Below are 24,048 nucleotides of genomic sequence, written 5' to 3'. Positions count from 1 at the left end.
AGCGGGGCTTTGGCTTATTGGCGCACCAACCGGTGATTGGCGAAGTCCGCCGTTTCGGTACTGCGGTAAGGGTTGATGTCCAACCCGCCGCGGCGCACGTAGCGCGCGTAGACAGTGAGCTTCTCCGGCTGGAGCAGGCGCTGCAGGTCGAGGAAGATCCGCTCCACGCACTGCTCATGGAAGTCCGAGTGCTGGCGGAAGCTCACCAGGTAAGCCAGCAGGCTGGCGTGATCCAGGGCCGCACCACGGTATTGCACCACCACGCTGCCCCAGTCCGGCTGGCTGGTCACCGGGCAGTTGGACTTGAGCAGATGGCTGTGCAAACTCTCCTCCACCACCCGCGAGCTGTCGCAGCGCAGCAGCTCGGGACGCGGGTGCTCGTAGCTGTCGACGCTGATATCCAGATCGTCGATGCACACGCCCGGCAGCGCCACCAGGCCTTGCGCCTCGACTTCCCCAAGGCTGCGGACATGCACCGTCACCGGCTTGCCCGCAGCGGCCGAAAGGTCCTTGCGCAAGGTCGCCTCGAGCGTGGCCCGATCGGCGAACGGCGTCTGGTTCAGCGAGTTGAGGTAGAGCTTGAAGGACTTGGACTCGATGATGTTCGGTGAATCGGCGGGAATGCTGAACTCGCCGATGGCCACCACCGGCTTGCCCGAAGGCAGCAACCAGGACAGCTCGAAGCAGTTCCAGAAATCCACGCCCTGGTAGGGCAGAGTCTCGGCGCTCAAGCCCAGCTCGGCCCATTTCGCCGCCCGGGGCATGGGGAACAGCAACGATGGCGTGTAGGTGGAGATGTATTCACTGGACTTGCCCAGCGGCGAATGTTCGGCTGCGGGATGCATGGCGGAAACCTGACTGAAGAATCAGCGGATTCTAACAGCCTTTGCTCCCGCCTTTGAGCCCCGACCGCTATGGACTGACCGTCAGCTTGCCGACCATCCCGGCCTGGTAGTGCCCGGGAACATTGCAGGCGAACTCCAGGCTGCCGCCTTTGCTGAAGGTCCAGGTCAGTTCGGCCTGCTTGCCCGGTTCCACCAGCACGCTATTGGGATCGTCGTGCTGCATGCCCTGGGCCATGCCGGGCATGGAGCCATGTCCCATCGAGGCATGGTCCATCGAGCCGTGCTCCATGGCCTTCATGCCGGTGGGGGTCAGCATGCCGCTCTGCTGCATCTGCAGCATTTCCTGCTGGTGCCGGGCATGCATCGCCGCGTCCCCCAGGTTGAACTCATGCAATAGCTGGCCCTTGTTGATCAGCACGAAACGCACAGTCTCGCCGGCCTTGACCTCCAGCGCCTTGGGGCTGAAGGTCATGTCCCCCATCACCACCTCGACACTGCGCGTGGCCTTGGCCGCCGCGGCCGGCTGGCCGAAATCATAGGACGTGGCCGGCGACGCCCAGAGCGGCGCCCCCACCAGCATCAGGCAGGCACCGAGCACGGAACGGCTTTGCAACAACAACTTTTGCAGATTCATCATCAAACCCCGACAAGAACACAATTGAGCCTGTGCCACACTCTAGGGCCGGACCGCTGCCAGCCAGCTGACAAGTAGATTACAACTTTGTCAGCTTCACCTGCGCAGCGCCCCTGCAAGGTATAAAGCCCCGGTTCCATATGCCAAGAGTCCCGCCATGAAGTTATTGATCGTCGAAGACCAACCCAAGACCGGCCACTACCTGCGCCAGGGCCTGAGCGAGGCCGGCTTCAATACCGAGCTGGTGGCCGACGGCAATACCGGCCAGCACCTGGCGCTGACCGGCGACTACGCACTGTTGATTCTCGATGTGATGCTTCCCGGCCGTAGCGGCTGGCAGATCCTGCAAGCGGTGCGGGCAGCCGGGCTGGAGATGCCGGTGCTGTTCCTCACCGCCCGCGACGCGGTGGAAGACCGGGTACATGGCCTGGAACTGGGCGCCGACGACTACCTGGTCAAGCCCTTCGCCTTCTCCGAGTTGCTGGCCCGGGTTCGCAGCCTGCTGCGCCGGGGCGGCAGCGCGGCCCAGGAAACCAGCCTGCAGCTGGCCGACTTGCGCCTGGACCTGATCCGGCGCCGGGTGGAGCGTGGCAACCAGCGCATCGACCTGACCGCCAAGGAGTTCGCCCTGCTGGAGATGCTCCTGCGGCGCCAGGGCGAGGTCTTGCCCAAGTCGTTGATCGCCTCCCAGGTCTGGGACATGAACTTCGACAGCGACACCAACGTCATCGAAGTGGCGATCCGCCGCCTGCGCCTGAAGATCGATGACGACTACTCCAACAAGCTGATCCATACCGTGCGCGGCATGGGTTATGTGCTCGAAGAGCGCCAGGCCTGATGCGCCGCCTGTCCTTGAGCGGGCGCCTGGCGCTGCTGTTCGCCGCCTGCACCGCCGTGGTCTCGCTGCTGGCCGGCATACTCTTCAACCGGGCCAGCCAGGCGCACTTCGTCGAGCTGGACCAGCAACTGCTGGAAGGCAAGCTGATCGCCCTGCGCAGCGCCTTGCAGGACGTCACCACGGCGGCGGACTTTCCCCGCCACCAGCCACGACTGCAGGATGAACTGCAGCACCAGCCGGACCTGGCGCTGCGTGTGGGCGCCGCCGATGGCCAGGCCTGGTTCGATACCTTGCCAACCCTGGCCGCCCCGCTGCCCACCAGCCCCGGATTGCACAGCCTGGACCTGGCCGGAACCGCCTATCGGGTCTACAACGCAGCGCTGGTGCCCGGCCAGCCGGACTCGCCACGGCTGACCTTGCTGCTGGACATCACCCATCACCAGCACTTCTTGCAACGCATGCAGCACTTGATCTGGCTCACCGTAGGCTTGTCGGCACTGGCCACGGCCCTGCTCGGCGCCTGGGCGGCCCGGAGCGGCCTGCGCCCGTTGCGCAGCATGGGCAGCGTGGCGGCCGGCATCTGCGCCAACTCCCTGAACCAACGCCTGTCGGCGGAGCAGATGCCCGCCGAATTGGCGGAACTGGCCGGCAGCTTCAACGCCATGCTCGGCCGCCTCGACGAGTCGTTCCAGCGGCTCTCGGCCTTCTCCGCCGATATCGCCCATGAACTGCGCACGCCGCTGTCCAACCTGTTGACCCATACCCAGGTCACCCTGACCCGCCCCAGGCCCATCGAGGACTACCGCGAGGCCCTGCACAGCAATCTCGAAGAGCTGCAATGGATGGCGCAGTTGGTCAACGACATGCTGTACCTGGCCAAGGCCGACCATGGCCTGCTGGCCCCCCGACGGGAAATGCTCGACCTGGCCCAGGAGACCGACATGCTGCTGGAGTTCTACGGCCCCCTGGCCGAGGACGCGCAAGTCCACCTCAGCCGCGAGGGCAGCGCCCGGATTTCCGGGGACCGCAGTATGCTGCGCCGGGCCCTGTCCAACCTGCTGGACAACGCACTGCGCTTCACTCCCGCTGCCGGCACGGTGCAGGTGCGGATCAGCGATCGGCCGCAAAACCTGTCACTGAGTATCGAGAACAGCGGCGAAGGTATCGCCAAGGACGTGCTGCCACGCCTGTTCGACCGGTTCTACCGGGCCGATCCGACGCGCCGTGAAGGCAGCAGCGAACATGCGGGGCTGGGGCTGGCCATCACCCAGTCGATAGTCCGCGCCCATGGCGGGCAGATCCATTGCGAATCCGGCCCGGGCTGGACTCGCTTCGTGATCGAGTTGCCCAAGCAAGCCTGAGCCCCCGCGCCATCGCGCAGCGCAGGGGGCCGGGGCTCAGGAGTAGCGCAGCGCCTGGGCCGGCTCGACCTTGGAGGCGCGCCAGGCAGGATAGACGGTCGCCAGGAAGCTCAGGATGAACCCGGCGCTGCAGATCAGCGCCACATCGCCGCCCTGCAGTTCCGAAGGCAGGTTGCTGACGAAGTACACGTCGGAGCTGAAGATCTGCTGGCCGCTGAGGCGTTCGAGCCAGCCCACCAGCTCGCTCACGTTGAGCGCCGCCAGGACGCCCAGCACGCCGCCGATCAGGGTGCCGACGATGCCGATCACCGTCCCCTGGACCATGAAGATCGCCATGATCTGCCGCGGAGTGGCGCCGATGGTGCGCAAGATCGCGATATCCGCGCCCTTGTCGTTCACCACCATGATCAGGGTGGCGATGATGTTGAAGGCCGCCACCGCGACGATCATCAGCAGGAGCAGGCCGATCATGGTCTTTTCCATCTTCATCGCGCTGAACAGGCTGCCCTGGGTATGGGTCCAGTCATCGGCCCTGAAGTCCGCTCCCAGGCCCTTGGCGATGCTCGCCGAAACCTGCGGCGCGGCATACAGGTCCTTCACCGCCAGGCGCACGCTCTGCACCTGGTTGGGCTGCCAGTGCTGCATTTCAGCGGCATCGGCCACGTGGATCAGGCCCATGGATCCATCCAGCTCGGCACCGACCTTGAATACCCCCACCACATTCAGGCGCTGCATGCGCGGGGTGATACCACCGGGCGCCGTGCTGACTTCCGGCACGATCAGGGTCAGCTTGTCGCCGACATTCAGGCGAAACCGCCGGGCCGTGATCTCGCCGATCACCACCCCGAACTCGCCGGGCTTCAGGTCTTGCAGGCTGCCCTGGACGATGTGCTGGGCGACGATGGAGACCTTGCCTTCCTGGGCCGGGTCGATGCCGCTGATCTGGATCGGCTGCATCGCCCCCTTGTAGGACAACATGCCCTCCATTTCGGTGAACGGCACCGCCGCGGTGACTTGCGGATTGCTCAAGGCTGCGGCGGCCACCGGCTGCCAGTCGTCGATGGGCTTGATCCCGACGATGGTGGCATGGGGCACCATGCCGAGGATCCGCGAGCTCATTTCCCGCTGGAAGCCGTTCATCACCGAGAGCACCACGATCATCGCCAGCACACCCAGGGCAAGGCCGATCATCGAGGTCATGGAGATGAAGGAAACGAAGCGGTTACGCCGCTTGGCGCGGGTGTAGCGCGTGCCGATAAAGATCGATAAGGGTCGGAACATGGGCAAGGCACCCTGAAAAGATTAATGACCCGGCGCCGGCCGACGAGCCGCCGGCGCCGCGTGCGGTCGCCTCAGATCGCGACCAGGTGACCTTCTTGCAGGTGCAATACGCGATCCATCTGCCGGGCCAGGCTCATGTCGTGGGTCACCACCAGGAAGGCGGTGCGCATCGAAGTGCTGAGCTCCAGCATCAGGTCCTGGATGCCCTGGGCGGTATGGGAATCAAGGTTGCCGGTGGGCTCATCGAGCATCACCAGCCCCGGCTTGTTCACCAGGGCGCGGGCAATGGCCACGCGCTGGCGCTCACCGCCGGACAACTCGGCGGGCTTGTGCTCCAGGCGATGGGCCAGGCCGACCCGCTCCAGCAGCGCCGTGGCCCGCTGGCGGGCTTCCGGGATCGGTGTACGACCGATCAGCAGCGGCATGCAGACGTTCTCCAGGGCGGTGAATTCCGGCAACAGGTGGTGGAACTGGTAGACGAAGCCCAGGGCGCGGTTGCGCAGCTGGCCGCGGGCCTTCTCGCCGAGGGCCGAGAGCTCCTCGCCGGCCAGCCAGACGCTGCCCTTGGAAGGGGTATCCAGGCCGCCCAGCAGGTTGAGCAAGGTACTTTTACCGGAACCGGAGCTGCCGACGATGGCTACCCGCTCTCCCGGATGCAGTTCCAGTTGCAGGCCGGACAGGACCACCACCGACTCCGGGCCTTCCTCATAAGACTTGCCCAGGTCGCGGCAGCTCAGGATTGCTTTTTCACTCATGCCCAACTCACTCATAACGTAGCGCCTCCGCAGGCTGGGTGCGCGCCGCACGCCAGGCAGGATACAGGGTGGCGAGGAAACTCAGGACCAATGCCGCACCGCAGACCATCAACACGTCCTCGGCCATCAGTTGGGACGGCAGGTAGTCGATGAAGTACACGTCGGCATTGAGGAACTTGTGTCCGATCAGGCGCTCGAGGCCGGCGATCGCAGCGCTGACATTCAACGCCGCGAGCATGCCCAGCACGGCGCCGATCAGGGTGCCGACCACGCCGATCACCGTACCCTGGACCATGAAGATCGCCATGATGGTCGCCGGCGTGGCACCCAGGGTACGCAGGATGGCGATGTCGCCCTTCTTGTCGTTCACCACCATCACCAGGGTGGAGATGATGTTGAAAGCCGCGACCGCGACGATCAGCAACAGCAACAGGCCGATCATGGCTTTTTCCATGCGGATGGCCTGGTACAGGTTGCCGTGGGTGCGGGTCCAGTCACGGGCGTAGAAATGGTTCTCGCCCAGCTCCTGGGCGATCTGCCAGGCCGTGCGCGGCGCCTGGAACAGGTCGTCGAACTTCAACCGCAAGCCCTGGACCTGGTCCGGTTTCCAGCGGTGCAGGCGGCCCAGGTCCTGGAGGTTGGTCAGGCCCAGGTAGCCATCGATCTCGCCGGCGCCAACGTGGAAGATACCCACCACGGTGAAGCGCTTCATGCGCGGGAACATGCCCGCCGGGGTCACCGAGACCTCGGGGGCGACGAAGGTCAGCTTGTCGCCCAGGCCGACGCCCAGCTTGTTGGCGGCCTTGTCACCGATGACGATGCCGAAACTGCCGGGCGCCAGGGCATCGAGCTGCCCCTGTTGCATGAAGTGGTCGATGATCGAGACCTGGCGCTCCTGGGCCGGGTCGATGGCATTGAGCAACACCTTCTGCACCTGGCCGTTGTTGGTCAACAGGCCCTGCATCTGGGTGAAGGGAGCCACCGCCAGCACCTGGGGATTGGCCTTGACCTTGGCGGCCAGGCCCTGCCAGTCACTGATGGGCTCGCCGGATTCGATGGTGGCATGGGGCACCATGCCCAGCACGCGGGTGCGCATCTCATGGTCGAAGCCATTCATCACCGACAACACCACGATCATCACGATCACGCCGAGGGCGAGGCCGATCATCGAAGTCAGGGAAATGAATGACACGAAATGGTTGCGACGCTTTGCACGGGTATAACGCGTGCCGATGAAAGCAAACAGAGGTCTGAACATGTCGGGGCTTGTTCGGAGGAAAAGAAGACGTCCTTGTGGCGAGGCCTGGTAAGCAGCTTTACACTCAGACCACCGCCTCTACCATGGGTTCGCCATGTCGACATTAGATGAAGAAGATCGCCGCGAATACTACCGTATCGAGGACACGATCGCACTGGAAATTAGCCCCTTGTCCGCCCACGATGCGGCGAGCAAGGAAGTGTTGCAGGATGAATCCGTGCTGTTCAATCTGCTCAGCGAATTGCACCTGAGCGAATTCGAATCCCAGCACCTGCTACGCCAGGTCAGCGAGCGCGATCGCACCCTGGCCAGCTATCTCAAGGCTATGAACAAGCGCATCGACCTGCTCGGCCAGGTGGTGGCCCAGACCGTACAGGGCAAGTTCGGCGAACCGCAGCGGGTGATCCTCTCCGAAGGCGGCATCGAGTTCAGCCATCACCAGTGCTATCCCTCCGGCAGCCAGCTGGCGGTGAAGCTGCTATTGATGCCCCAGGCCCTGGGCCTGCTGCTGCGGGCCAAGGTCACCCACTGCGAACCCCAGGGTTTCGGCACTTTCGAGATCGGCACCGAGTTCGAAGCCTTGACCGACTCCCAGCGCCAGCTGCTGGCCCGCTACATCCTGCAGAAACAGGCCCAGCAACGCCGCCAGGCCCGGGAACAGAACGACCCAGCCGCCGGCTGAACCCTGCGCCGGCCCTCCCTGAAGAACAACCACCCCCTTGAAGGAGCAATTGTGACCCTGATCTATGGCCATCGCGGCGCCAAGGGCGAAGCGCCGGAAAACACCCTGACCAGCTTCCAGGAATGCCTCAAGCACGGCGTGCGCCGCTGCGAGCTCGACCTGCACCTGTCCATGGACGGGGAACTGATGGTGATCCACGACCCGACCCTCAAGCGCACCACCGATCGACGCGGCAAGGTGGTAGAGCACAGCGCCGCCGAACTGGTGACCTACGACGCCCGCAAGGGCGGGCCGGGCTGGGTCAGCCCCTGCCCCATTCCACGCCTGGAAGAATTGTTCGAGAAATGCGACTTCGAGCACTGGCAGTTGGAGGTCAAGAGCGCCTCACGCACCCGCGCCGCCACCACCGTGCTGGCGATTCGCGAAATGGCCCAGCGCTTCGGCCTGCTGGACAAGGTCACCGTGACCTCAAGCTCTCGCGAAGTCCTCAAGGCGGCGCTTGAACTGACCCCGGACCTGTCCCGTGGACTGGTAGCCGAATACGCCTGGCTCGACCCGTTGAAGGTCGCCCAGAGCTATGGCTGCGAGATTCTTGCGCTGAACTGGACCCTGTGCACCCCGGAACGCCTGCAACGGGCGCAGCGCCAGGGCCTGCATGTGTCAGTGTGGACCGTCAACGAGCCAGCGCTGATGCGCAGGCTCGCCGACTTCGGCGTAGACAGCCTGATTACAGACTTTCCCGGTTTGGCCAGCGCCACCCTCGAGAATTACTGAAATCGGTCTCCCCGGCCGGCTCAGGCCACCGGCCGGAGCCGCTCAAAAAAGCCGGTTGAGGCCGTCGTACGCAGCGACCCGATAGGCTTCGGCCATGGTCGGGTAGTTGAAGGTGGTGTTGACGAAGTACTTCAGGGTATTGAGCTCGCCCGGCTGGTTCATGATCGCCTGGCCGATGTGCACGATCTCCGATGCCTGGTAGCCGAAGCAGTGCACGCCCAGCACTTCCAGGGTCTCGCGGTGGAACAGGATCTTCAGCATGCCTTGCGGCTCACCGGCGATCTGCGCCCGGGCCATGCCCTTGAAGAACGCCTTGCCCACTTCGTAGGGCACCTTGGCCTGGGTCAGTTCCTGCTCGTTCTTGCCGATCGAGCTGATCTCGGGAATGGTGTAGATCCCGGTCGGCACGTCATTGACGAAACGCCAGCTGCCGTTGTCGACGATGCTGCCGGCAGCGGAGCGACCCTGGTCGTGGGCGGCGCTGGCCAGGCTCGGCCAGCCGATCACGTCGCCGGCGCCGTAGATGTTCGGGACGCTGGTACGGTAGTTCTCGTCCACCTCGATCTGGCCACGGCCATTGACCTTGATCCCGATGTTCTCCATGCCCAGCTTGTCGGTGTTGCCGGTACGGCCGTTGCACCAGAGCAAGGCGTCGGCCTTGATCTTCTTGCCGGACTTGAGGTGCAGGATCACACCGTTATCCACGCCCTCGACCCGCTCGTATTCTTCGTTATGGCGCACGGTGATGTTGTTGTTGCTGAAGTGGTAGCTCAGGGCCTGGGAGATCTCCGAGTCCAGGAAGCTGAGCAACTGGCCGCGGTTGTCCACCAGTTCCACCAGTACACCCAGGCCGCTGAAGATCGAGGCGTATTCGCAACCGATCACTCCGGCACCGTAGACGATGAGCTTGCGCGGGGTATGGCCGAGACTGAGGATGGTGTCGCTATCGTAGATACGCGGGTGGTTGAAATCGATGTCCGCCGGGCGATAAGGGCGCGAGCCGGTGGCGATGATGATGTGCTTGGCCACCAGTTTTTCCACTACGCCATTGGCGCAAACCACTTCGACCGTCTGCTCGTCGGCGAAGCTGCCGGTGCCGATGAATACGTCGACCCGATTGCGCGCGTAGTAGCCGGTACGCGAGGCCACCTGCTTGGAAATGACCTTCTCCGCGCTCTTGAGCACGTCCGGGAAGGAAAACCAGCGCGGCTCACCGATGGCCCGGAACATCGGGTTGGTGTTGAATTGCATGATCTGCCGGACCGAGTGACGCAAGGCCTTGGACGGGATGGTACCCAGGTGCGTGCAGTTACCGCCGACCTGGCGACGACTGTCGACCATCGCCACCTTGCGTCCTGCTTTCGCGGCGTTCATCGCCGCACCTTCTCCTGCGGGGCCTGAACCCAGCACCACTACGTCGTAGTTGTAGACAGCCATGCGTACTCCTCAGAACAGGCCGCGATGCCCGCTTGGCATCGACGGCTAAATCATGCCGCGGCCAGCGACATGAAGGATCAATTTGGCTCGGTTACGAACCCGGGCACAGTCTATAGAAGCGTCAACGCCGCGCACATTAACCCTTGGTCGCGTCGTAAGCTACTTTTGCCTGCACTACCGCGTCCACAACCCATGCAAGGTCAGTTGGCCTGCCCGGCGAACAATTGCTCGAACGCCGGATTGCCACGCGTGACGAAACCTGTATCGGCACGCAGCACAAAAAATGCGGCGATATCATTTTTTTTTGCATAGTCCCAACCAGCCTCGGGACCGAGGATCAGCAACAGCGTCGACAAGCCATCGGCCATCAGCGCCGAGCGGTGGACCACGGTCACCGCTGCCAGCTTGTGGGTAATGGGCCGGCCGAGCCGGGCATCGAAGGTGTGGGAATAACGCTGGCCGTCCTGCTCGAAGTAATGACGGTAGTCGCCGGAGGTGGAAACGCCATAACCGTCCACGGCGATCACTCGCTCGGCCACTTGCCGATCGTCCCGGGGCTCCTCCAGGGCGACGCGCCAGGGTGCGCCTCCAGGCTTGCGCCCGGCCGCCTTGAGCTCGCCAGTGGCCTCGGCGAGGTAGCTGCTGATGCCCAGTTCCGCGAGCCGCGCCGCGATGCGATCCACCGCGTAGCCAGCGGCGATACTGTTGAAATCCACCTCCACTGCCGCGTCCTTGCACAACTGCGATCCCTCGATGCGCAGCAGCCCATGCCCCACGCGTCGCCGCACCTCGGCCAGCGCCGTCGCGTCCGGCACCTTCTCGACCCGCCCTTGCGGACCAAAGCCCCAGAGATCCAGCAGCGGCTCCACCGTCAGGTCGAAGGCCCCATCGCTGCCACGGGACAGCTGCTCGCCAACCCGCACCAGCTGCAACACCGGCTCGGGCATGGGTTGGCAAGCATGGGCTGGCAACCGATTGAATCGCTCGATATCCGAATCACTGCGGTAAGTGGACATCTGGCGATCCACTTCAGCCAGGATCGCCTCGACCTCAGCCTTGACCGCAGTTGCCTGCGGCCCTCCTGAAGGCCGGACATATTGCACCGACCAGGTGCTGCCCATGGTCGGCCCGGAAATGCTTTCCAAACGCTCCCCGGCACCACATCCGGCCAATAACGCCATCACACCCCACAGCACCTGCCACTGCCTGCTACCTGCCAAGGTCATTCCTCCAGAACGGCCACCCGCAGGGCCTGCCCATCAAGCAAAAAGCCATTATGCGACAGACGGAACGGCATTCACCTACCCACTTCCCCTGAAAGACAAAGGCAAAGCCACAAGCTAGAGCCATCGCGCCATGACCAAGAGTTTTAGTTGCCTGATCCCTTCCACACACATATTGTTACAAAACTGTTCAGTGTGCAGCCTCGCGCCCCCACCTTTGCAGTGAGGACGACCAATGACCAGGGATTGCTAACAAGACAGCCAAAGTGAGTGCAAAACATGTCCACGACCACGGGCAAAGGCAAGGCGATCTTTCGCGTTGTCAGCGGCAACTTTCTCGAGATGTTCGACTTCATGGTCTATGGCTTCTACGCCACGGCGATCGCCAAGACCTTCTTCCCCGCCGACAGCGCCTTCGCATCGTTGATGCTGTCCCTGGCGACCTTCGGCGCAGGCTTCCTGATGCGTCCCCTGGGGGCGATCTTCCTGGGCGCCTATATCGACCGCCATGGCCGCCGCCAGGGCCTGATCATCACCCTGGCGCTGATGGCCGCCGGCACCGTACTGATCGCCTGCGTCCCCGGCTACGCCACCCTCGGCGTGGCCGCGCCGCTGCTGGTCCTGCTCGGCCGCCTGCTGCAGGGCTTCTCCGCCGGCGTGGAGCTGGGTGGCGTCTCGGTCTACCTGGCCGAGATCTCCACTCCCGGCCGCAAGGGCTTCTTCGTCAGCTGGCAATCGGCAAGCCAACAGGCCGCCGTGGTATTCGCCGGCTTGCTGGGCGTCGGCCTGAACCACTGGTTGAGCCCCGAGCAGATGGGTGACTGGGGCTGGCGCGTCCCTTTCCTGGTGGGCTGCATGATCGTGCCAGCCATCTTCATGATTCGCCGCTCCCTGGAGGAAACCCCGGAATTCCAGGCGCGCAAGCATCGTCCGACCCTGCAGGAAATCGTGCGCTCGATCGGCCAGAACTTCGGCCTCGTCATCGCCGGCATGGCCCTGGTGGTGATGACCACCGTGTCCTTCTACCTGATCACCGCCTACACCCCGACCTTCGGCAAGGCTGAACTGCACCTGTCCGATTTCGACTCGCTGCTGGTGACCGTGTGCATCGGCGCGTCCAACTTCTTCTGGCTGCCGGTCATGGGTTCGCTGTCGGACAAGATCGGGCGCAAGCCACTGCTGCTGGGCGCCACCATCCTGGCGATTCTCACCGCTTATCCGGCGCTGTCCTGGCTGGTGGCCAACCCCAGCTTCAGCCACTTGTTGATCGTCGAGCTGTGGCTGTCCTTCCTCTATGGCTCCTACAACGGCGCCATGGTGGTGGCCCTGACCGAAATCATGCCCGCCGAAGTCCGTACCACCGGTTTCTCCCTGGCCTATAGCCTGGCCACCGCCACCTTCGGCGGTTTCACTCCGGCAGCCTGCACCTACCTGATCCACGTGCTGGACAACAAGGCCGCTCCCGGGATCTGGCTCAGCGGCGCCGCCGTGCTGGGGCTGATCGCCACCCTGGTGCTGTTCCACGGCAACCGCCATGCCCTGCGGACCGCGCAGACGAGCGTGACTGGCGGTGCTCGGTAGGCCTATCGGCACAAACAAAAACGCCCCGACAAGCCGGGGCGTTTTCACATCGATGGACGCTTAGCGTGGGAACGCTGGCGGGTTGACCCCGGCCATGTCTTCCATCACGCGCACTACCTGGCAGCTGTAACCGAATTCGTTGTCGTACCAGACGTACAGGACAACGCGGTTGTCGTTGCAGATGGTGGCTTCGGCATCGACCACACCGGCGTGGCGCGAACCGACGAAGTCGGTGGACACCACTTCCTGGGAATTGACGAAGTCGATCTGCTTGTGCAGCTCCGAGTGCATGGCGGTCTGGCGCAGGTACTCGTTGATCTCGTCGCGGGTGGTGGCCTTTTCCAGATTCAGGTTGAGGATGGCCATCGACACGTTCGGCGTCGGCACACGGATCGCGTTGCCGGTCAGCTTGCCCTTGAGTACAGGCAGCGCCTTGGCGGCAGCGGTGGCGGCACCGGTCTCGGTGATCACCATGTTCAATGGCGCGGCGCGGCCACGACGGCTGCCCTTGTGGAAGTTGTCGATCAGGTTCTGGTCGTTGGTGAACGAGTGAACGGTTTCGACGTGGCCATTGACGATGCCGTACTGGTCGTTCACGGCCTTGAGCACCGGCACGATGGCGTTGGTGGTGCAAGAAGCAGCGGAAACGATCTTGTCGTCAGGGGTGATTTCACCGTGGTTGATGCCGTGCACGATGTTCTTCAGCGCGCCCTTGCCAGGTGCGGTCAGGACCACGCGGGCAGCGCCCGGGCAGGCCAGGTGCTGGCCCAGGCCATCGGCATCGCGCCATACACCGGTGTTGTCGACGATCAGCGCATCGTGGATGCCGTACTGGGTGTAGTCGACTTCGCTCGGGCTCTTGGCGTAGATCACCTGGATCAGGTTGCCGTTGGCGGTGATGGTGTTGTTCGCTTCATCGATGGTGATGGTGCCGTTGAACGAACCGTGCACCGAGTCGCGACGCAGCAGGCTGGCGCGCTTGGTCAGGTCGTTCTCGGCGCCCTTGCGCACCACGATGGCGCGCAGGCGCAGGCCGTCGCCGCCACCGGTCTTCTCGATCAGGATACGCGCCAGCAGGCGACCGATACGACCGAAGCCGTACAGCACTACGTCAGTGCCCTTGCGCGCCGAGGCGTTTTGTTGGCCCACGACATCGGCCAGCTCTTCGCGAACGAATTGTTCGGCGGTGCGGCCATTGCCCTGGGTTTTGAATTTGACAGCCAACTTGCCCAGATCAACCGAGGCCGCGCCGAGCTTGAGCTCGCTCATGGCCTTCAGGAGAGGGAACGTTTCGTGGACGGACAATTCGCTGTCGTCGGACTGACGATGGCGAGCAAAGCGGTGAGCTTTGAGAATCGCGATGACAGACTGGTTGATCAGGCTGCGGCCATAGATCGAGCTCACCACATTGTTGTTGCGGTAGAGCTGACCGATAAGCGGAATCATCGCTTCTGCGAGTGCTTCACGGTCGATCCATTCACCAAGACACTGGTCGGGCTTCTGAGTCACGGGAACCTTCCACATGTAGGGACAGAAAAAAGGGGCTACATTATGCCGCCCAGAGCCTCCTCTAGCAATGCGCGCCTGTCGTGCGGAACGTAACAAAAGCCCTTGCAAAAAAATTGACACCGCGCTGCAGCCCAGTAAACACGCGGCTTCCAGCGACGCCAATTTTTACCCGCGCCAGACCTTCTATCCGTAACCCTCCGTAACACCGCCCGACATCGGCACTACATTTTGCCGTCAAAAGCCGATTATTTTGTCATTGCCACTACATTTTCCTTAACAGGCCCGATCGACACATCAGCCACTGACAGTGGCGACCCCGGCCCGTTACAATTACCGACTTTGTCGCAACGCCTGGAGCTTGACCGTCCGTGCCTGTCCTGCGTCTACCGCTACTCCCCGCCGCCACCGGGAAACAGCACTGGGGCAACCTGCCCGGTGCCGCCCTGAGCCTGGCCATCGCCGAAGCCGCCAGCGCCGCCAAGCGCTTCACCCTCCTGCTGACCGCCGACAGCCAAAGCGCCGACCGGCTGGAACAGGAGCTGAGCTTCTTCGCCCCGGATCTGCCGGTCCTGCATTTCCCCGACTGGGAAACCTTGCCCTACGACCTGTTCTCGCCGCACCAGGACATCATTTCCCAGCGCATCGCCAGCCTCTATCGGCTGCCGGAACTGGAGCACGGCGTGCTGGTGGTGCCGATCACCACCGCCCTGCACCGCCTGGCGCCAACCCAGTTCCTGCTGGGCAGCAGCCTGGTGCTGGACGTGGGCCAGAAGCTCGACGTGGAGCTGATGCGCACCCGCCTGGAAGCCAGCGGCTATCGCTATGTCGACACGGTTTACGAGCACGGTGAATTCACCGTGCGTGGCGCGCTGATCGACCTGTTCCCCATGGGCAGCAAGCTGCCCTACCGCATCGACTTGTTCGATGACGAGATCGAGACCCTGCGCACCTTCGACCCGGAAAACCAGCGCTCCATCGACAAGGTCGACTCGGTGCGCCTGCTGCCGGCCAAGGAATTCCCCCTGCAGAAAGAAGCCGTGACCCGCTTCAAGGCCCGCTTTCGCGAACGCTTCGACGTGGACTTCCGCCGCTGCCCGATCTTCCAGGACCTGTCCAGCGGGATCACCCCCGCCGGCATCGAGTACTACCTGCCGCTGTTCTTCGAAGAAACCTCGACCTTGTTCGACTACCTGCCCCAGGACACCCAGGTGTTCTCCCTGCCGGGCATCGAGCAAGCCGCGGAAAACTTCTGGAACGACGTGCGCAACCGCTACGAAGAACGCCGGATCGACCCCTCGCGGCCCTTGCTGCCGCCGGCCGAGCTGTTCCTGCCGGTGGAAGACTGCTTCGCCCGGCTGAAGAGCTGGCCACGGGTGGTGGCCAGCCAGCACGACATCGAGACCGGCGTCGGTCGCGAGCGCTTCCCCGCGCGCGCACTGCCAGATCTTGCCATCGAGGCCAAGGCCAACCAGCCGCTGGCGGCCCTTTCCAGGTTCCTCGACGAATTCCCTGGCCGCGTGCTGTTCACCGCCGAATCCGCTGGGCGCCGGGAGGTGTTGCTGGAGCTGCTGGAGCGCCTCAAGCTGCGCCCCAGGACCGTCGACAACTGGCCGGACTTCGTCGCCAGCAAGGAGCGCCTGGCGATCACCATCGCACCCCTGGACGAAGGCCTGGCGCTGGACGAACCGGCTTTGGCGCTGGTCGCCGAAAGCCCGCTGTTCGGCCAGCGCGTGATGCAGCGCCGGCGCCGGGAGAAACGCGCCGACGCCAGCAACGACGCGGTCATCAAGAACCTCACCGAACTGCGTGAAGGCGCGCCGGTGGTGCACATCGACCATGGCGTGGGCCGCTACCTGGGCCTGGCGACCCTGGAGATCGACAACCAGGCCGCCGAATTCCTCACCCTGGAGTATGCCGAGGGCGCCAAGCTCTACGTGCCGGTGGCCAACCTGCATCTGATCGCCCGCTACACCGGCAGCGACGACTCCCTCGCGCCCCTGCACCGCCTGGGCTCCGAAGCCTGGCAGAAGGCCAAGCGCAAGGCCGCCGAGCAAGTACGCGACGTGGCCGCCGAACTGCTGGATATCTATGCCCGTCGAGCTGCCCGGGAAGGTTATGCCTTCGCCGACCCCAAGGCCGACTATGCGACCTTCAGCGCCGGCTTTCCCTTCGAGGAAACCCCCGACCAGCAGAGCACCATCGAGGCCGTGCGCGAGGACATGCTCTCGCCCAAGCCGATGGACCGCCTGGTCTGCGGCGACGTGGGCTTCGGCAAGACCGAAGTGGCCATGCGCGCCGCGTTCATCGCCGTGCATGGCGGCAAGCAGGTAGCGATCCTGGTCCCCACCACCCTGCTCGCCCAGCAGCACTACAACAGCTTCCGCGATCGCTTCGCCGACTGGCCGGTGACCGTGGAGGTCATGAGCCGCTTCAAGTCGGCCAAGGAAGTCAGCGCCGCCGTGGCGGACCTGGCCGAGGGCAGGATCGACATCGTCATCGGCACCCACAAGCTGTTGCAGGACGATGTGAAGATCAAGAACCTGGGCCTGGTGATCATCGACGAGGAACACCGCTTCGGCGTGCGCCAGAAGGAGCAGCTCAAGGCCCTGCGCAGCGAAGTGGACATCCTCACGCTCACCGCCACGCCGATCCCGCGGACGCTGAACATGGCGGTCTCGGGCATGCGCGACCTGTCGATCATCGCCACGCCGCCGGCCCGGCGCCTGTCGGTGCGGACCTTCGTCATGGAGCAGAACAAGAGCACGGTCAAGGAAGCCCTGCTGCGCGAACTGCTGCGGGGCGGCCAGGTGTACTACCTGCACAACGATGTGAAGAGCATCGAGAAATGCGCCGCCGACCTCGCCGAACTGGTCCCCGAAGCGCGGATCGGCATCGGCCACGGGCAGATGCGCGAGAGCGAGCTGGAACAAGTGATGAGCGACTTCTATCACAAGCGCTTCAACGTGCTGATCGCCTCGACCATCATCGAGACCGGCATCGACGTGCCCAGCGCCAACACCATCATCATCGAGCGCGCCGACAAGTTCGGCCTGGCCCAGCTGCACCAGTTGCGCGGTCGCGTCGGCCGTAGCCACCACCAGGCCTACGCCTACCTGCTGACCCCGCCACGCCAGCAGATCACCGCGGATGCGGAGAAACGCCTGGAAGCCATCGCCAACACCCAGGACCTGGGGGCCGGTTTCGTCCTGGCCACCAACGACCTGGAAATCCGCGGTGCCGGCGAACTGCTGGGCGATGGCCAGAGCGGCCAGATCCAGGCCGTCGGCTTCACCCTGTACATGGAGATGCTGGAGCGGGCGGTGAAGGCCATCCGCAAGGGCGAGCAGCCGAACCTCGACCAGCCCCTGGGCGGCGGCCCGGAAATCAACCTGCGCTTGCCGGCGCTGATTCCCGAGGACTACTTGCCGGACGTCCATGCCCGGCTGATCCTCTATAAGCGCATCGCCTCGGCCACCGACGAAGACGGCCTGAAGGACATGCAAGTGGAGATGATCGATCGCTTCGGCCTGCTGCCGGAGCCGACCAAGAACCTGATCCGCCTGACCCAGCTCAAGCTCCAGGCCGAGCAGCTGGGGATCAAGAAGATCGATGGCGGCCCCCAGGGCGGGCGCATCGAGTTCGCCGCGGATACGCCGGTGGACCCGCTGGCCCTGATCAAGCTGATCCAGGGCCAGCCCAAGCGCTACAAGTTCGAAGGCGCGACCCTGTTCAAGTTCATGGTGCCGATGGAACGCCCTGAAGAGCGCTTTAATACATTGGAGGCCCTGCTTGAGAGCCTCACCCCGAAAACTGCTTGAAGGACGCCCCATGCGCCTGTTCCGCTCCTTGCCCCTGCTCCTGGCCCTGGTCGTCGCGCCAACGGCCCTGGCCGACGACCTGTACCAGGTGGAAATGATCCTGGTACGCCAGAATGCCGAACCCCAGATCATCAGCCGCGCCGCTCCGGAGGACTGGGCCGCCGGCGCCCAGCGCCTGGGGCCGGACAGCCAGCGCACCCCGGCCCTGGGCGGCATCGTCGAGAAACTCGGCGCCAGCGGCAACTACAGCGTGCTGCTGCACCGCGCCTGGCAACAGACCCTGGGGGAAACCCCGGTCAAGGTGGCCATCAGCGACGGCCCCGAGCAGTTCGGCCAGTTCCCCATCGAAGGCACCCTGGGCTTGACCCTTGGGCGCTTCACCGACGTCAATGCCGACTTCTGGGTCAACCAGATCGACAGCAACGGCCTGGTCACCCGCAGCGAGCGCCTGAGGCAGCAAAGCCACACCAAGAATGGCCAGCTCAACTACCTGGATAACGGCCACCTGGCGCTGCTGATCAAGATCACTTCGCTGACCGCGCCGGCACCGCGTCCCGCCCCAACTGAAATCCCGGACTGATCGAAGTCCCTATGACCCCGCCCCCGACCAAACCCCTGGCCCCGTCCTGGGTCAACCGCTTCAAGGAACAAACCCTGGAGCGCGGCCGGCGTTATGCACTGGAAAAGCGCGTGCGTATCGCCAGCGCTGGAGACAGCGCTATCACTGCCAGCTGCGAAGGCTCCGGCGGCAATGTCTACCGCCAGACCATTACCCTGCGCGAGTCGAGCAAGGGCAACCTGCTGCTGATCGACGGCCACTGCACGTGCCCGGTACACAGCAACTGCAAGCACATCGCCGCCGTCCTACTGCAAGTGGAGGACATCCTGGCCTACCCGGCGGCGGCCAAGGACGCCGAGCTCCTGGAGAAACTCTCCGCCGTGCTCGACAGCCGCCGCCCACCGGCTGCGCCCCAGCAACTGCTGGACGACGTGCGACCGGTGCCCCGGCTATGGCTGGCGAGCATCGAGTTCAGCGCCTTCGAACCGCGCAACGGCAAGATGCAGCGCTATATCCAGCACCGCGCCGCGCTGTCCTTCAATTACCTGGGCGAATACGTCAGCGGCCAGAAGCACGCCGACCTGATCATCCGCCAGGAACAGCAGACCCTGCGCATCAAGCGCCAGCCAGAGCAGGAGCAGGCTTGTCGCGAGCAGTTGCGCGCCCTGGGCTTCAAGATCGCCACTCGGCAAAGCAAGGCGCTCCCGGAAAGCGCCGGCGAGCTGTACGAGATGGTCAACGACAGCGCCTGGCTGACCTTCACCCTCAACGAGCTGCCCAAGCTGCGCGAACAACAGTGGGAGCTGCAGATCGACGAGGGTTTCGGCTTCGACCTGACGGCAGTGGACGACTGGTACGCCAGCGTCGACGAAGCCCCGGGACGGGACTGGTTCGACCTGGAGCTGGGGATCATCGTCAACGGCGAGCGCCTGAGCCTGCTGCCGATCCTGCTCAACCTGATGCGCTCGCACACCGAGATCCTCAACCCGGAGCGCCTGGCCAAGCGCCGCGACGACGAGCTGATCCTGGTGAACATTCCCAACCACCCCAACTCCCTGCACGGCCCGCTGCAGGTGGCGCTGCCCTATGGCCGCTTGAAGCCAGTGCTGGCGACCCTGGGCGAGTTCTACTTGCAGGAAAACAGCGACCTGGCCCTGCGCCTGAGCAACGCCGACGCCATCCGCCTCAACCCGCTCGAGGAACTACCGCTGCTTTGGGAGGGTGGCGAGCACATTCGCAGCTTCGCCCAGCGCTTGCGGGACATCCGCGACTATTCAGCGCCAGTCCCCGAGGGACTCAACGCGACCCTACGCCCCTATCAACTTGAAGGCCTGAGCTGGATGCAGTCGCTGCGCCAACTGGAAGTGGGCGGCATCCTGGCCGATGACATGGGCCTGGGCAAGACCCTGCAGACCCTGGCCCACATCCTCAGCGAGAAGAACGCCGGGCGCCTGGATCGCCCGTGCATGGTGGTGATGCCCACCAGCCTGATCCCCAACTGGCTGGATGAAGCCGCGCACTTCACGCCGCAGCTCAAGGTCCTGGCGCTGTACGGCGCCGGGCGCAAGAAGCATTTCCCGCAGCTGGCCGACTACGACTTGTTGCTGACCACCTATGCCCTGCTCCCCAAGGACCTCGAACAGTTGGCCACACAGCCGCTGCACGTGCTGATCCTGGATGAAGCCCAATACATCAAGAACCCGTCGAGCAAGGCCGCCCAGGCCACCCGCCAGCTCAATGCCCGGCAGCGCCTGTGCCTGTCCGGTACGCCTTTGGAAAACCACCTGGGCGAGCTCTGGTCGCTGTTCCACTTCCTGTTGCCAGGCTGGCTGGGGGACGCCAAGAGCTTCAATCGCGACTACCGCGTGCCTATCGAGAAGCAAGCCAGCGAGGCGCGCCTGCAGCACCTCAACGGCCGGATCAAGCCGTTCCTCTTGCGCCGAACCAAGGAACAGGTGGCCACCGAACTGCCGCCCAAGACCGAGATCATCCACTGGGTCGAGCTCAACGAGGCGCAACGCGACGTCTACGAAACCATGCGCCTGGCCATGGATAAGAAGGTTCGCGACGAGATCACCCGCAAGGGCGTGGCGCGCAGCCAGATCATCATCCTCGAAGCGCTGCTCAAGCTGCGCCAGGTGTGCTGTGACCTGCGCCTGGTCAACGACTCGCCGCCAGCCCGCGGCAGCTCGTCCGGCAAGCTCGACAGCCTGATGGCCATGCTCGAGGAACTGTTCGACGAGGGCCGGCGCATCCTGCTGTTCTCGCAGTTCACCTCGATGCTGGGCCTGATCGAGATCGAGCTCAAGCGACGCAACATCACCTACGGCCTGCTCACCGGCCAGACCCGGGACCGACGCACCCCGGTGCGGGATTTCCAGAGCGGCAAGCTGCAGATCTTCCTCATCAGCCTCAAGGCCGGCGGGGTCGGCCTGAACCTGACCGAGGCCGACACCGTGATCCACTACGACCCCTGGTGGAACCCGGCCACCGAAACCCAAGCTACCGATCGGGCTTATCGCATCGGCCAGGAAAAGCCGGTGTTCGTCTACAAGCTGATCGCCCGGGGTACCGTAGAAGAGAAGATCCAGCACCTGCAGCAGGAAAAATCCGACTTGGCGGCAGGCGTACTGGATGGACGCCAGGCTGGCGACTGGAAACTGCAGGGCGAGGACATCGAGGCATTGTTCGCCCCGCTGCCGGATAACAAGACAGGCCGCTGAGGCGGCCTGTCGAAGGGATCGGGATCAGTCGATCAACTGCGCATCACGCAACGCGGCCAGCGCGGTCAACCAACGAGGATCCTGCTTGTACTCCAAGTCGGCGAAGGCCTGGCCACGCATCCGCGCGATCCGTGGCGACGGGCTGACCTTGAGGCGCTGGGCAGCGCTCAGGGCCAGCTCGGCGGCAGCGCGGTCGTTGCACACCAGGCCCATGTCGCATCCGGCGCTCAGGGCCGCCTCGATCCGGCTCGCGGCGTCGCCCACTACGTGGGCTCCGGCCATGGACAGGTCATCACTGAAGATCACTCCGTCGAACCGCAACTCGCCGCGCAGGATGTCCTGCAGCCAGCGCCGCGAGAAGCCGGCCGGCTGGCCGTCGACCTGCGGATAGATCACATGGGCCGGCATCACCGCCGCCAGTTGCTTGCTCAGGCGGGCGAATGGCAGCAAGTCCTTGGCACGGATCTCCTCCAGGCTGCGCTCGTCATTGGGGATCGCCACGTGGGAATCCGCCTCGGCCCAGCCATGGCCGGGGAAGTGCTTGCCGGTGGCCGCCATGCCGGCGCTGTTCATGCCCCGGATGAAGGCTCCGGCCAACAGCGCGGCGTGCTCCGGATCGCCTTCGAAGGCCCGGGTGCCCACCACAGCGCTACGCTGGTGATCGAGATCCAGCACCGGCGCGAAACTCAGATCCAGGCCAACCGCCAGGACTTCGGTGGCCATGACCCAGCCGCACTGCTCGGCCAGGTACTCGGCATTCGGGTTGTCGGCCAGGGCACGCATCGCCGGCAGGCGGACGAAGCCCTGGCGCAAGCGCTGCACCCGGCCACCTTCCTGGTCCACCGCCAGCAGCAGGTCGGGACGGATCGCCCGGATCGCCGCGCACAGCTCGCGCACCTGGCGTGGATGCTCGATATTGCGGGCAAAGATGATCAACCCGCCCACCTCGGGCTGACGCAGGAGGTGGCGATCTTCGGCCGTCAGCCAGGTACCGGCGACGTCCACCATTAAGGAGCCTTGCAGGCCAGCGGTCATGGAGTTTCCTTAAACACGAATGCGCACACCATCGACACCGGCAGCCATGAGACACAGGCGCCCACGGCGATCGATGTCGCGAAGGGGAAAATACGGAAGTGGAAAACGAGAATCGGCATGGGCGGCTAGCTTAGCGGATGTAAGCTGTCGCGCCCAGCCGGAGGGTCAGGCCTTGGCGGCTGCCGGGGCCGGCTTGCTGCGCGGCCTGAGCTGGGCGCTGGCCATGGCTTCGTCGGTGACGCCGGTTTCGGCACGCATGCCGGCGGCCAGAAACGGCACCATCAGGCGCATCACTTGTTCGATGGAAGTGTTGACCCCGAAGTCGGTCTCGGCGATGGCCCGCAGGGCCTTGATCCCGGACATGCTGAAGGCCGCAGCACCCAGCATGAAGTGCACCCGCCAGAACAGCTCGATCGGTGGAATACGTGGCGCCGCTTCATTGACCAGCAACATGTAGCGGCGGAATACCTTGCCGTACATGTCTTCCAGGTAACGCCGCAGGTGGCCCTGGCTCTGGCTGAAGGCCAAGCCCAGCAAGCGCATGAAGATCGACAGGTCGTTGCCACTGCGCGGCTGTACTACCAAGGCCTGTTCCACGAGGATTTCCAGCAGCTCTTCCAGGCTCGGCTTGCTGTCGGGCTTGGACTGACGCCGCTCCAGTTCGCGATCGAGACTGATGCAGAACGGCCCGAGAAAGCGCGAGAACACCGCCTGGATCAGGGCTTTCTTGGAACCGAAATGGTAATTGACCGCCGCCAGGTTGACCCCGGCCTTGCTGGTGATCAGGCGCAACGAGGTTTCGGCAAAACCTTTTTCCGCGAACAACTGCTCGGCAGCATCGAGAATGCGTTCAACGGTTTCCGACTGGGCCATGGCTACTCCGCCTGACAAACACTTGTTTGAAACATACGTTTCAGGCTCTTTATTGTCAAGCCTGCCTGCCCTTCCCGAGGCCTTCCGGCGCGCTATTTAATCATACCTGCCGGCCGCTGTAGCCTGCCGGGGCCGGCAGATTCCGATGCCAGGACGACAACCGTCGGGCCGGGCATGGCAAAAGGAGGATTGCCAAGCCAGGTCCACTGTATATAATCCCAGCAACTGTATAAAAAGACAGAGCGATCGACATGCTAAAACTGACGCCACGCCAAGCTGAGATTCTGGCTTTTATCAAACGTTGCCTCGAAGACAATGGCTATCCGCCGACCCGCGCCGAAATCGCGCAGGAACTGGGCTTCAAGTCCCCCAATGCCGCCGAGGAACACCTCAAGGCACTGGCACGCAAGGGAGCCATCGAGATGACTCCAGGCGCCTCCCGCGGCATCCGTATCCCGGGCTTCGAAGCCAAAAGCGACGACACCCTGCCGATCATTGGCCGGGTCGCCGCTGGTGCACCGATCCTCGCCCAGCAGCACATCGAAGAGTCCTGCAACATCAACCCGACTTTCTTCCATCCGCGCGCCGACTACCTGCTGCGGGTCCACGGCATGAGCATGAAGGACATCGGCATCTTCGATGGCGACCTGCTGGCCGTGCACACCACCCGTGAAGCTCGCAACGGCCAGGTGGTCGTGGCACGCATCGGCGACGAAGTCACGGTCAAGCGTTTCAAGCGCGAAGGCAGCAAGGTCTGGCTGATTGCCGAGAATCCCGAGTTCGCCCCCATTGAAGTCAACCTGAAAGACCAGGAACTGGTGATCGAAGGCTTGAGTGTCGGCGTCATTCGCCGCTGAAGGAG

The 24,048-nt window shown here is 64.0% G+C and carries 19 protein-coding genes; 9 read left to right on the top strand and 10 right to left on the bottom strand.

From position 1 onward, the window contains the following. Positions 1-14: 14 nt before the first annotated feature. Positions 15-845: an NADPH-dependent 7-cyano-7-deazaguanine reductase QueF gene (gene queF, locus H7A76_RS17490; protein WP_185699650.1), complete on the bottom strand. Its 831-nt coding sequence runs from the start codon at positions 843-845 to the stop codon at positions 15-17. Positions 846-912: 67 nt separating this feature from the next. Further along, on the bottom strand, positions 913-1,464 hold the full coding sequence (locus H7A76_RS17485) for a plastocyanin/azurin family copper-binding protein (RefSeq protein WP_409302538.1): 552 nt from the start codon (positions 1,462-1,464) through the stop codon (positions 913-915). Between the two features lie 172 nt (positions 1,465-1,636). Here H7A76_RS17485 and H7A76_RS17480 point away from each other — a divergent pair, with 172 nt between their 5' ends. Together H7A76_RS17480 and H7A76_RS17475 are read left to right on the top strand one after the other, a co-directional pair. Further along, positions 1,637-2,317, top strand: coding sequence for a heavy metal response regulator transcription factor (locus tag H7A76_RS17480; protein WP_185699648.1), 681 nt, complete (start codon positions 1,637-1,639; stop codon positions 2,315-2,317). Next, positions 2,317-3,678, top strand: coding sequence for a heavy metal sensor histidine kinase (locus H7A76_RS17475; RefSeq protein WP_185699647.1), 1,362 nt, complete (start codon positions 2,317-2,319; stop codon positions 3,676-3,678). Before H7A76_RS17480 ends, H7A76_RS17475 begins: the two co-directional genes overlap by 1 nt. A 36-nt stretch (positions 3,679-3,714) precedes the next feature. Here H7A76_RS17475 and H7A76_RS17470 read toward each other — a convergent pair whose 3' ends face one another. From H7A76_RS17470 to H7A76_RS17460, 3 genes are all read right to left on the bottom strand, one after another. Next, positions 3,715-4,959: a lipoprotein-releasing ABC transporter permease subunit gene (locus H7A76_RS17470; RefSeq protein WP_185699646.1), complete on the bottom strand. Its 1,245-nt coding sequence runs from the start codon at positions 4,957-4,959 to the stop codon at positions 3,715-3,717. A 71-nt stretch (positions 4,960-5,030) separates the two neighbouring features. After that, positions 5,031-5,714: a lipoprotein-releasing ABC transporter ATP-binding protein LolD gene (lolD, locus tag H7A76_RS17465; RefSeq protein WP_185699645.1), complete on the bottom strand. Its 684-nt coding sequence runs from the start codon at positions 5,712-5,714 to the stop codon at positions 5,031-5,033. A 7-nt stretch (positions 5,715-5,721) separates the two neighbouring features. After that, positions 5,722-6,972: a lipoprotein-releasing ABC transporter permease subunit gene (locus H7A76_RS17460; protein ID WP_053138647.1), complete on the bottom strand. Its 1,251-nt coding sequence runs from the start codon at positions 6,970-6,972 to the stop codon at positions 5,722-5,724. A 94-nt stretch (positions 6,973-7,066) separates the two neighbouring features. On the opposite strand from H7A76_RS17460, the gene H7A76_RS17455 reads away from it, so the two are divergent. Then, complete coding sequence (locus tag H7A76_RS17455) at positions 7,067-7,654, top strand: PilZ domain-containing protein (protein WP_185699644.1); 588 nt, start codon at positions 7,067-7,069, stop codon at positions 7,652-7,654. A 51-nt stretch (positions 7,655-7,705) separates the two neighbouring features. Continuing rightward, complete coding sequence (locus H7A76_RS17450; RefSeq protein ID WP_022643361.1) at positions 7,706-8,428, top strand: glycerophosphodiester phosphodiesterase; 723 nt, start codon at positions 7,706-7,708, stop codon at positions 8,426-8,428. Positions 8,429-8,470: 42 nt separating this feature from the next. On the opposite strand, the gene sthA is transcribed toward H7A76_RS17450, so the two are convergent. Together sthA and H7A76_RS17440 are read right to left on the bottom strand one after the other, a co-directional pair. Beyond that, on the bottom strand, positions 8,471-9,865 hold the full coding sequence (gene sthA / locus H7A76_RS17445; RefSeq protein WP_103327134.1) for a Si-specific NAD(P)(+) transhydrogenase: 1,395 nt from the start codon (positions 9,863-9,865) through the stop codon (positions 8,471-8,473). Between the two features lie 200 nt (positions 9,866-10,065). Then, positions 10,066-11,046 carry an FAD:protein FMN transferase gene (locus H7A76_RS17440; protein WP_409519192.1) on the bottom strand — a complete coding sequence of 327 codons (981 nt, stop codon included), beginning with the start codon at positions 11,044-11,046 and terminating at the stop codon, positions 10,066-10,068. Between the two features lie 321 nt (positions 11,047-11,367). Here H7A76_RS17440 and H7A76_RS17435 point away from each other — a divergent pair, with 321 nt between their 5' ends. Continuing rightward, a complete protein-coding gene (locus H7A76_RS17435; protein WP_185699642.1) occupies positions 11,368-12,669 on the top strand; it encodes an MFS transporter in 1,302 nt (433 codons plus the stop codon). A 60-nt stretch (positions 12,670-12,729) separates the two neighbouring features. On the opposite strand, the gene H7A76_RS17430 is transcribed toward H7A76_RS17435, so the two are convergent. After that, positions 12,730-14,193 carry a glyceraldehyde-3-phosphate dehydrogenase gene (locus H7A76_RS17430; protein WP_185699641.1) on the bottom strand — a complete coding sequence of 488 codons (1,464 nt, stop codon included), beginning with the start codon at positions 14,191-14,193 and terminating at the stop codon, positions 12,730-12,732. A 353-nt stretch (positions 14,194-14,546) separates the two neighbouring features. Here H7A76_RS17430 and mfd point away from each other — a divergent pair, with 353 nt between their 5' ends. Genes mfd through H7A76_RS17415 form a run of 3 tightly spaced genes read left to right on the top strand, consistent with a single transcriptional unit; the run spans position 14,547 to position 21,278 of the window. Next, positions 14,547-17,996, top strand: coding sequence for a transcription-repair coupling factor (gene mfd, locus H7A76_RS17425; protein ID WP_185699640.1), 3,450 nt, complete (start codon positions 14,547-14,549; stop codon positions 17,994-17,996). Positions 17,997-18,006: 10 nt separating this feature from the next. Next, complete coding sequence (locus H7A76_RS17420; RefSeq protein WP_185699639.1) at positions 18,007-18,576, top strand: CsiV family protein; 570 nt, start codon at positions 18,007-18,009, stop codon at positions 18,574-18,576. Positions 18,577-18,587: 11 nt separating this feature from the next. Beyond that, entirely contained in the window at positions 18,588-21,278 is a 2,691-nt protein-coding gene (locus H7A76_RS17415; protein WP_185699638.1) for a DEAD/DEAH box helicase, read from the top strand. Between the two features lie 24 nt (positions 21,279-21,302). Here H7A76_RS17415 and nagZ read toward each other — a convergent pair whose 3' ends face one another. Both nagZ and H7A76_RS17405 read right to left on the bottom strand, forming a co-directional pair. Then, positions 21,303-22,301 carry a beta-N-acetylhexosaminidase gene (gene nagZ / locus H7A76_RS17410; protein ID WP_185699660.1) on the bottom strand — a complete coding sequence of 333 codons (999 nt, stop codon included), beginning with the start codon at positions 22,299-22,301 and terminating at the stop codon, positions 21,303-21,305. A gap of 177 nt (positions 22,302-22,478) precedes the next feature. Beyond that, entirely contained in the window at positions 22,479-23,186 is a 708-nt protein-coding gene (locus tag H7A76_RS17405) for a TetR/AcrR family transcriptional regulator (protein ID WP_022643354.1), read from the bottom strand. 251 nt (positions 23,187-23,437) lie between these two features. Between H7A76_RS17405 and lexA the strand changes: the two genes are divergently transcribed. After that, positions 23,438-24,043, top strand: coding sequence for a transcriptional repressor LexA (lexA, locus tag H7A76_RS17400; protein ID WP_185699637.1), 606 nt, complete (start codon positions 23,438-23,440; stop codon positions 24,041-24,043). Positions 24,044-24,048: the final 5 nt, after the last annotated feature.

Source organism: Pseudomonas sp. MSSRFD41 (assembly GCF_014230245.1).
Taxonomy (GTDB): Bacteria; Pseudomonadota; Gammaproteobacteria; order Pseudomonadales; family Pseudomonadaceae; genus Aquipseudomonas; species Aquipseudomonas piscis.
Note: the sequence above shows the minus strand (reverse complement) of the source record. Positions and strands in the feature narration are given on the sequence as shown.

Coding starts and splice junctions, on each gene's coding strand:
- H7A76_RS17480 (WP_185699648.1), top strand. CDS start 1,637: ATGAAGTTATTGATCGTCGAAGACCAACCCAAGACCGGCCACTACCTG.
- H7A76_RS17430 (WP_185699641.1), bottom strand. CDS start 14,193: ATGTGGAAGGTTCCCGTGACTCAGAAGCCCGACCAGTGTCTTGGTGAA.
- H7A76_RS17460 (WP_053138647.1), bottom strand. CDS start 6,972: ATGTTCAGACCTCTGTTTGCTTTCATCGGCACGCGTTATACCCGTGCA.
- H7A76_RS17455 (WP_185699644.1), top strand. CDS start 7,067: ATGTCGACATTAGATGAAGAAGATCGCCGCGAATACTACCGTATCGAG.
- H7A76_RS17470 (WP_185699646.1), bottom strand. CDS start 4,959: ATGTTCCGACCCTTATCGATCTTTATCGGCACGCGCTACACCCGCGCC.
- queF (WP_185699650.1), bottom strand. CDS start 845: ATGCATCCCGCAGCCGAACATTCGCCGCTGGGCAAGTCCAGTGAATAC.
- H7A76_RS17405 (WP_022643354.1), bottom strand. CDS start 23,186: ATGGCCCAGTCGGAAACCGTTGAACGCATTCTCGATGCTGCCGAGCAG.
- sthA (WP_103327134.1), bottom strand. CDS start 9,865: ATGGCTGTCTACAACTACGACGTAGTGGTGCTGGGTTCAGGCCCCGCA.
- H7A76_RS17435 (WP_185699642.1), top strand. CDS start 11,368: ATGTCCACGACCACGGGCAAAGGCAAGGCGATCTTTCGCGTTGTCAGC.
- H7A76_RS17475 (WP_185699647.1), top strand. CDS start 2,317: ATGCGCCGCCTGTCCTTGAGCGGGCGCCTGGCGCTGCTGTTCGCCGCC.
- lolD (WP_185699645.1), bottom strand. CDS start 5,714: ATGAGTGAAAAAGCAATCCTGAGCTGCCGCGACCTGGGCAAGTCTTAT.
- H7A76_RS17420 (WP_185699639.1), top strand. CDS start 18,007: ATGCGCCTGTTCCGCTCCTTGCCCCTGCTCCTGGCCCTGGTCGTCGCG.
- lexA (WP_185699637.1), top strand. CDS start 23,438: ATGCTAAAACTGACGCCACGCCAAGCTGAGATTCTGGCTTTTATCAAA.
- H7A76_RS17440 (WP_409519192.1), bottom strand. CDS start 11,046: ATGGCGTTATTGGCCGGATGTGGTGCCGGGGAGCGTTTGGAAAGCATT.
- H7A76_RS17415 (WP_185699638.1), top strand. CDS start 18,588: ATGACCCCGCCCCCGACCAAACCCCTGGCCCCGTCCTGGGTCAACCGC.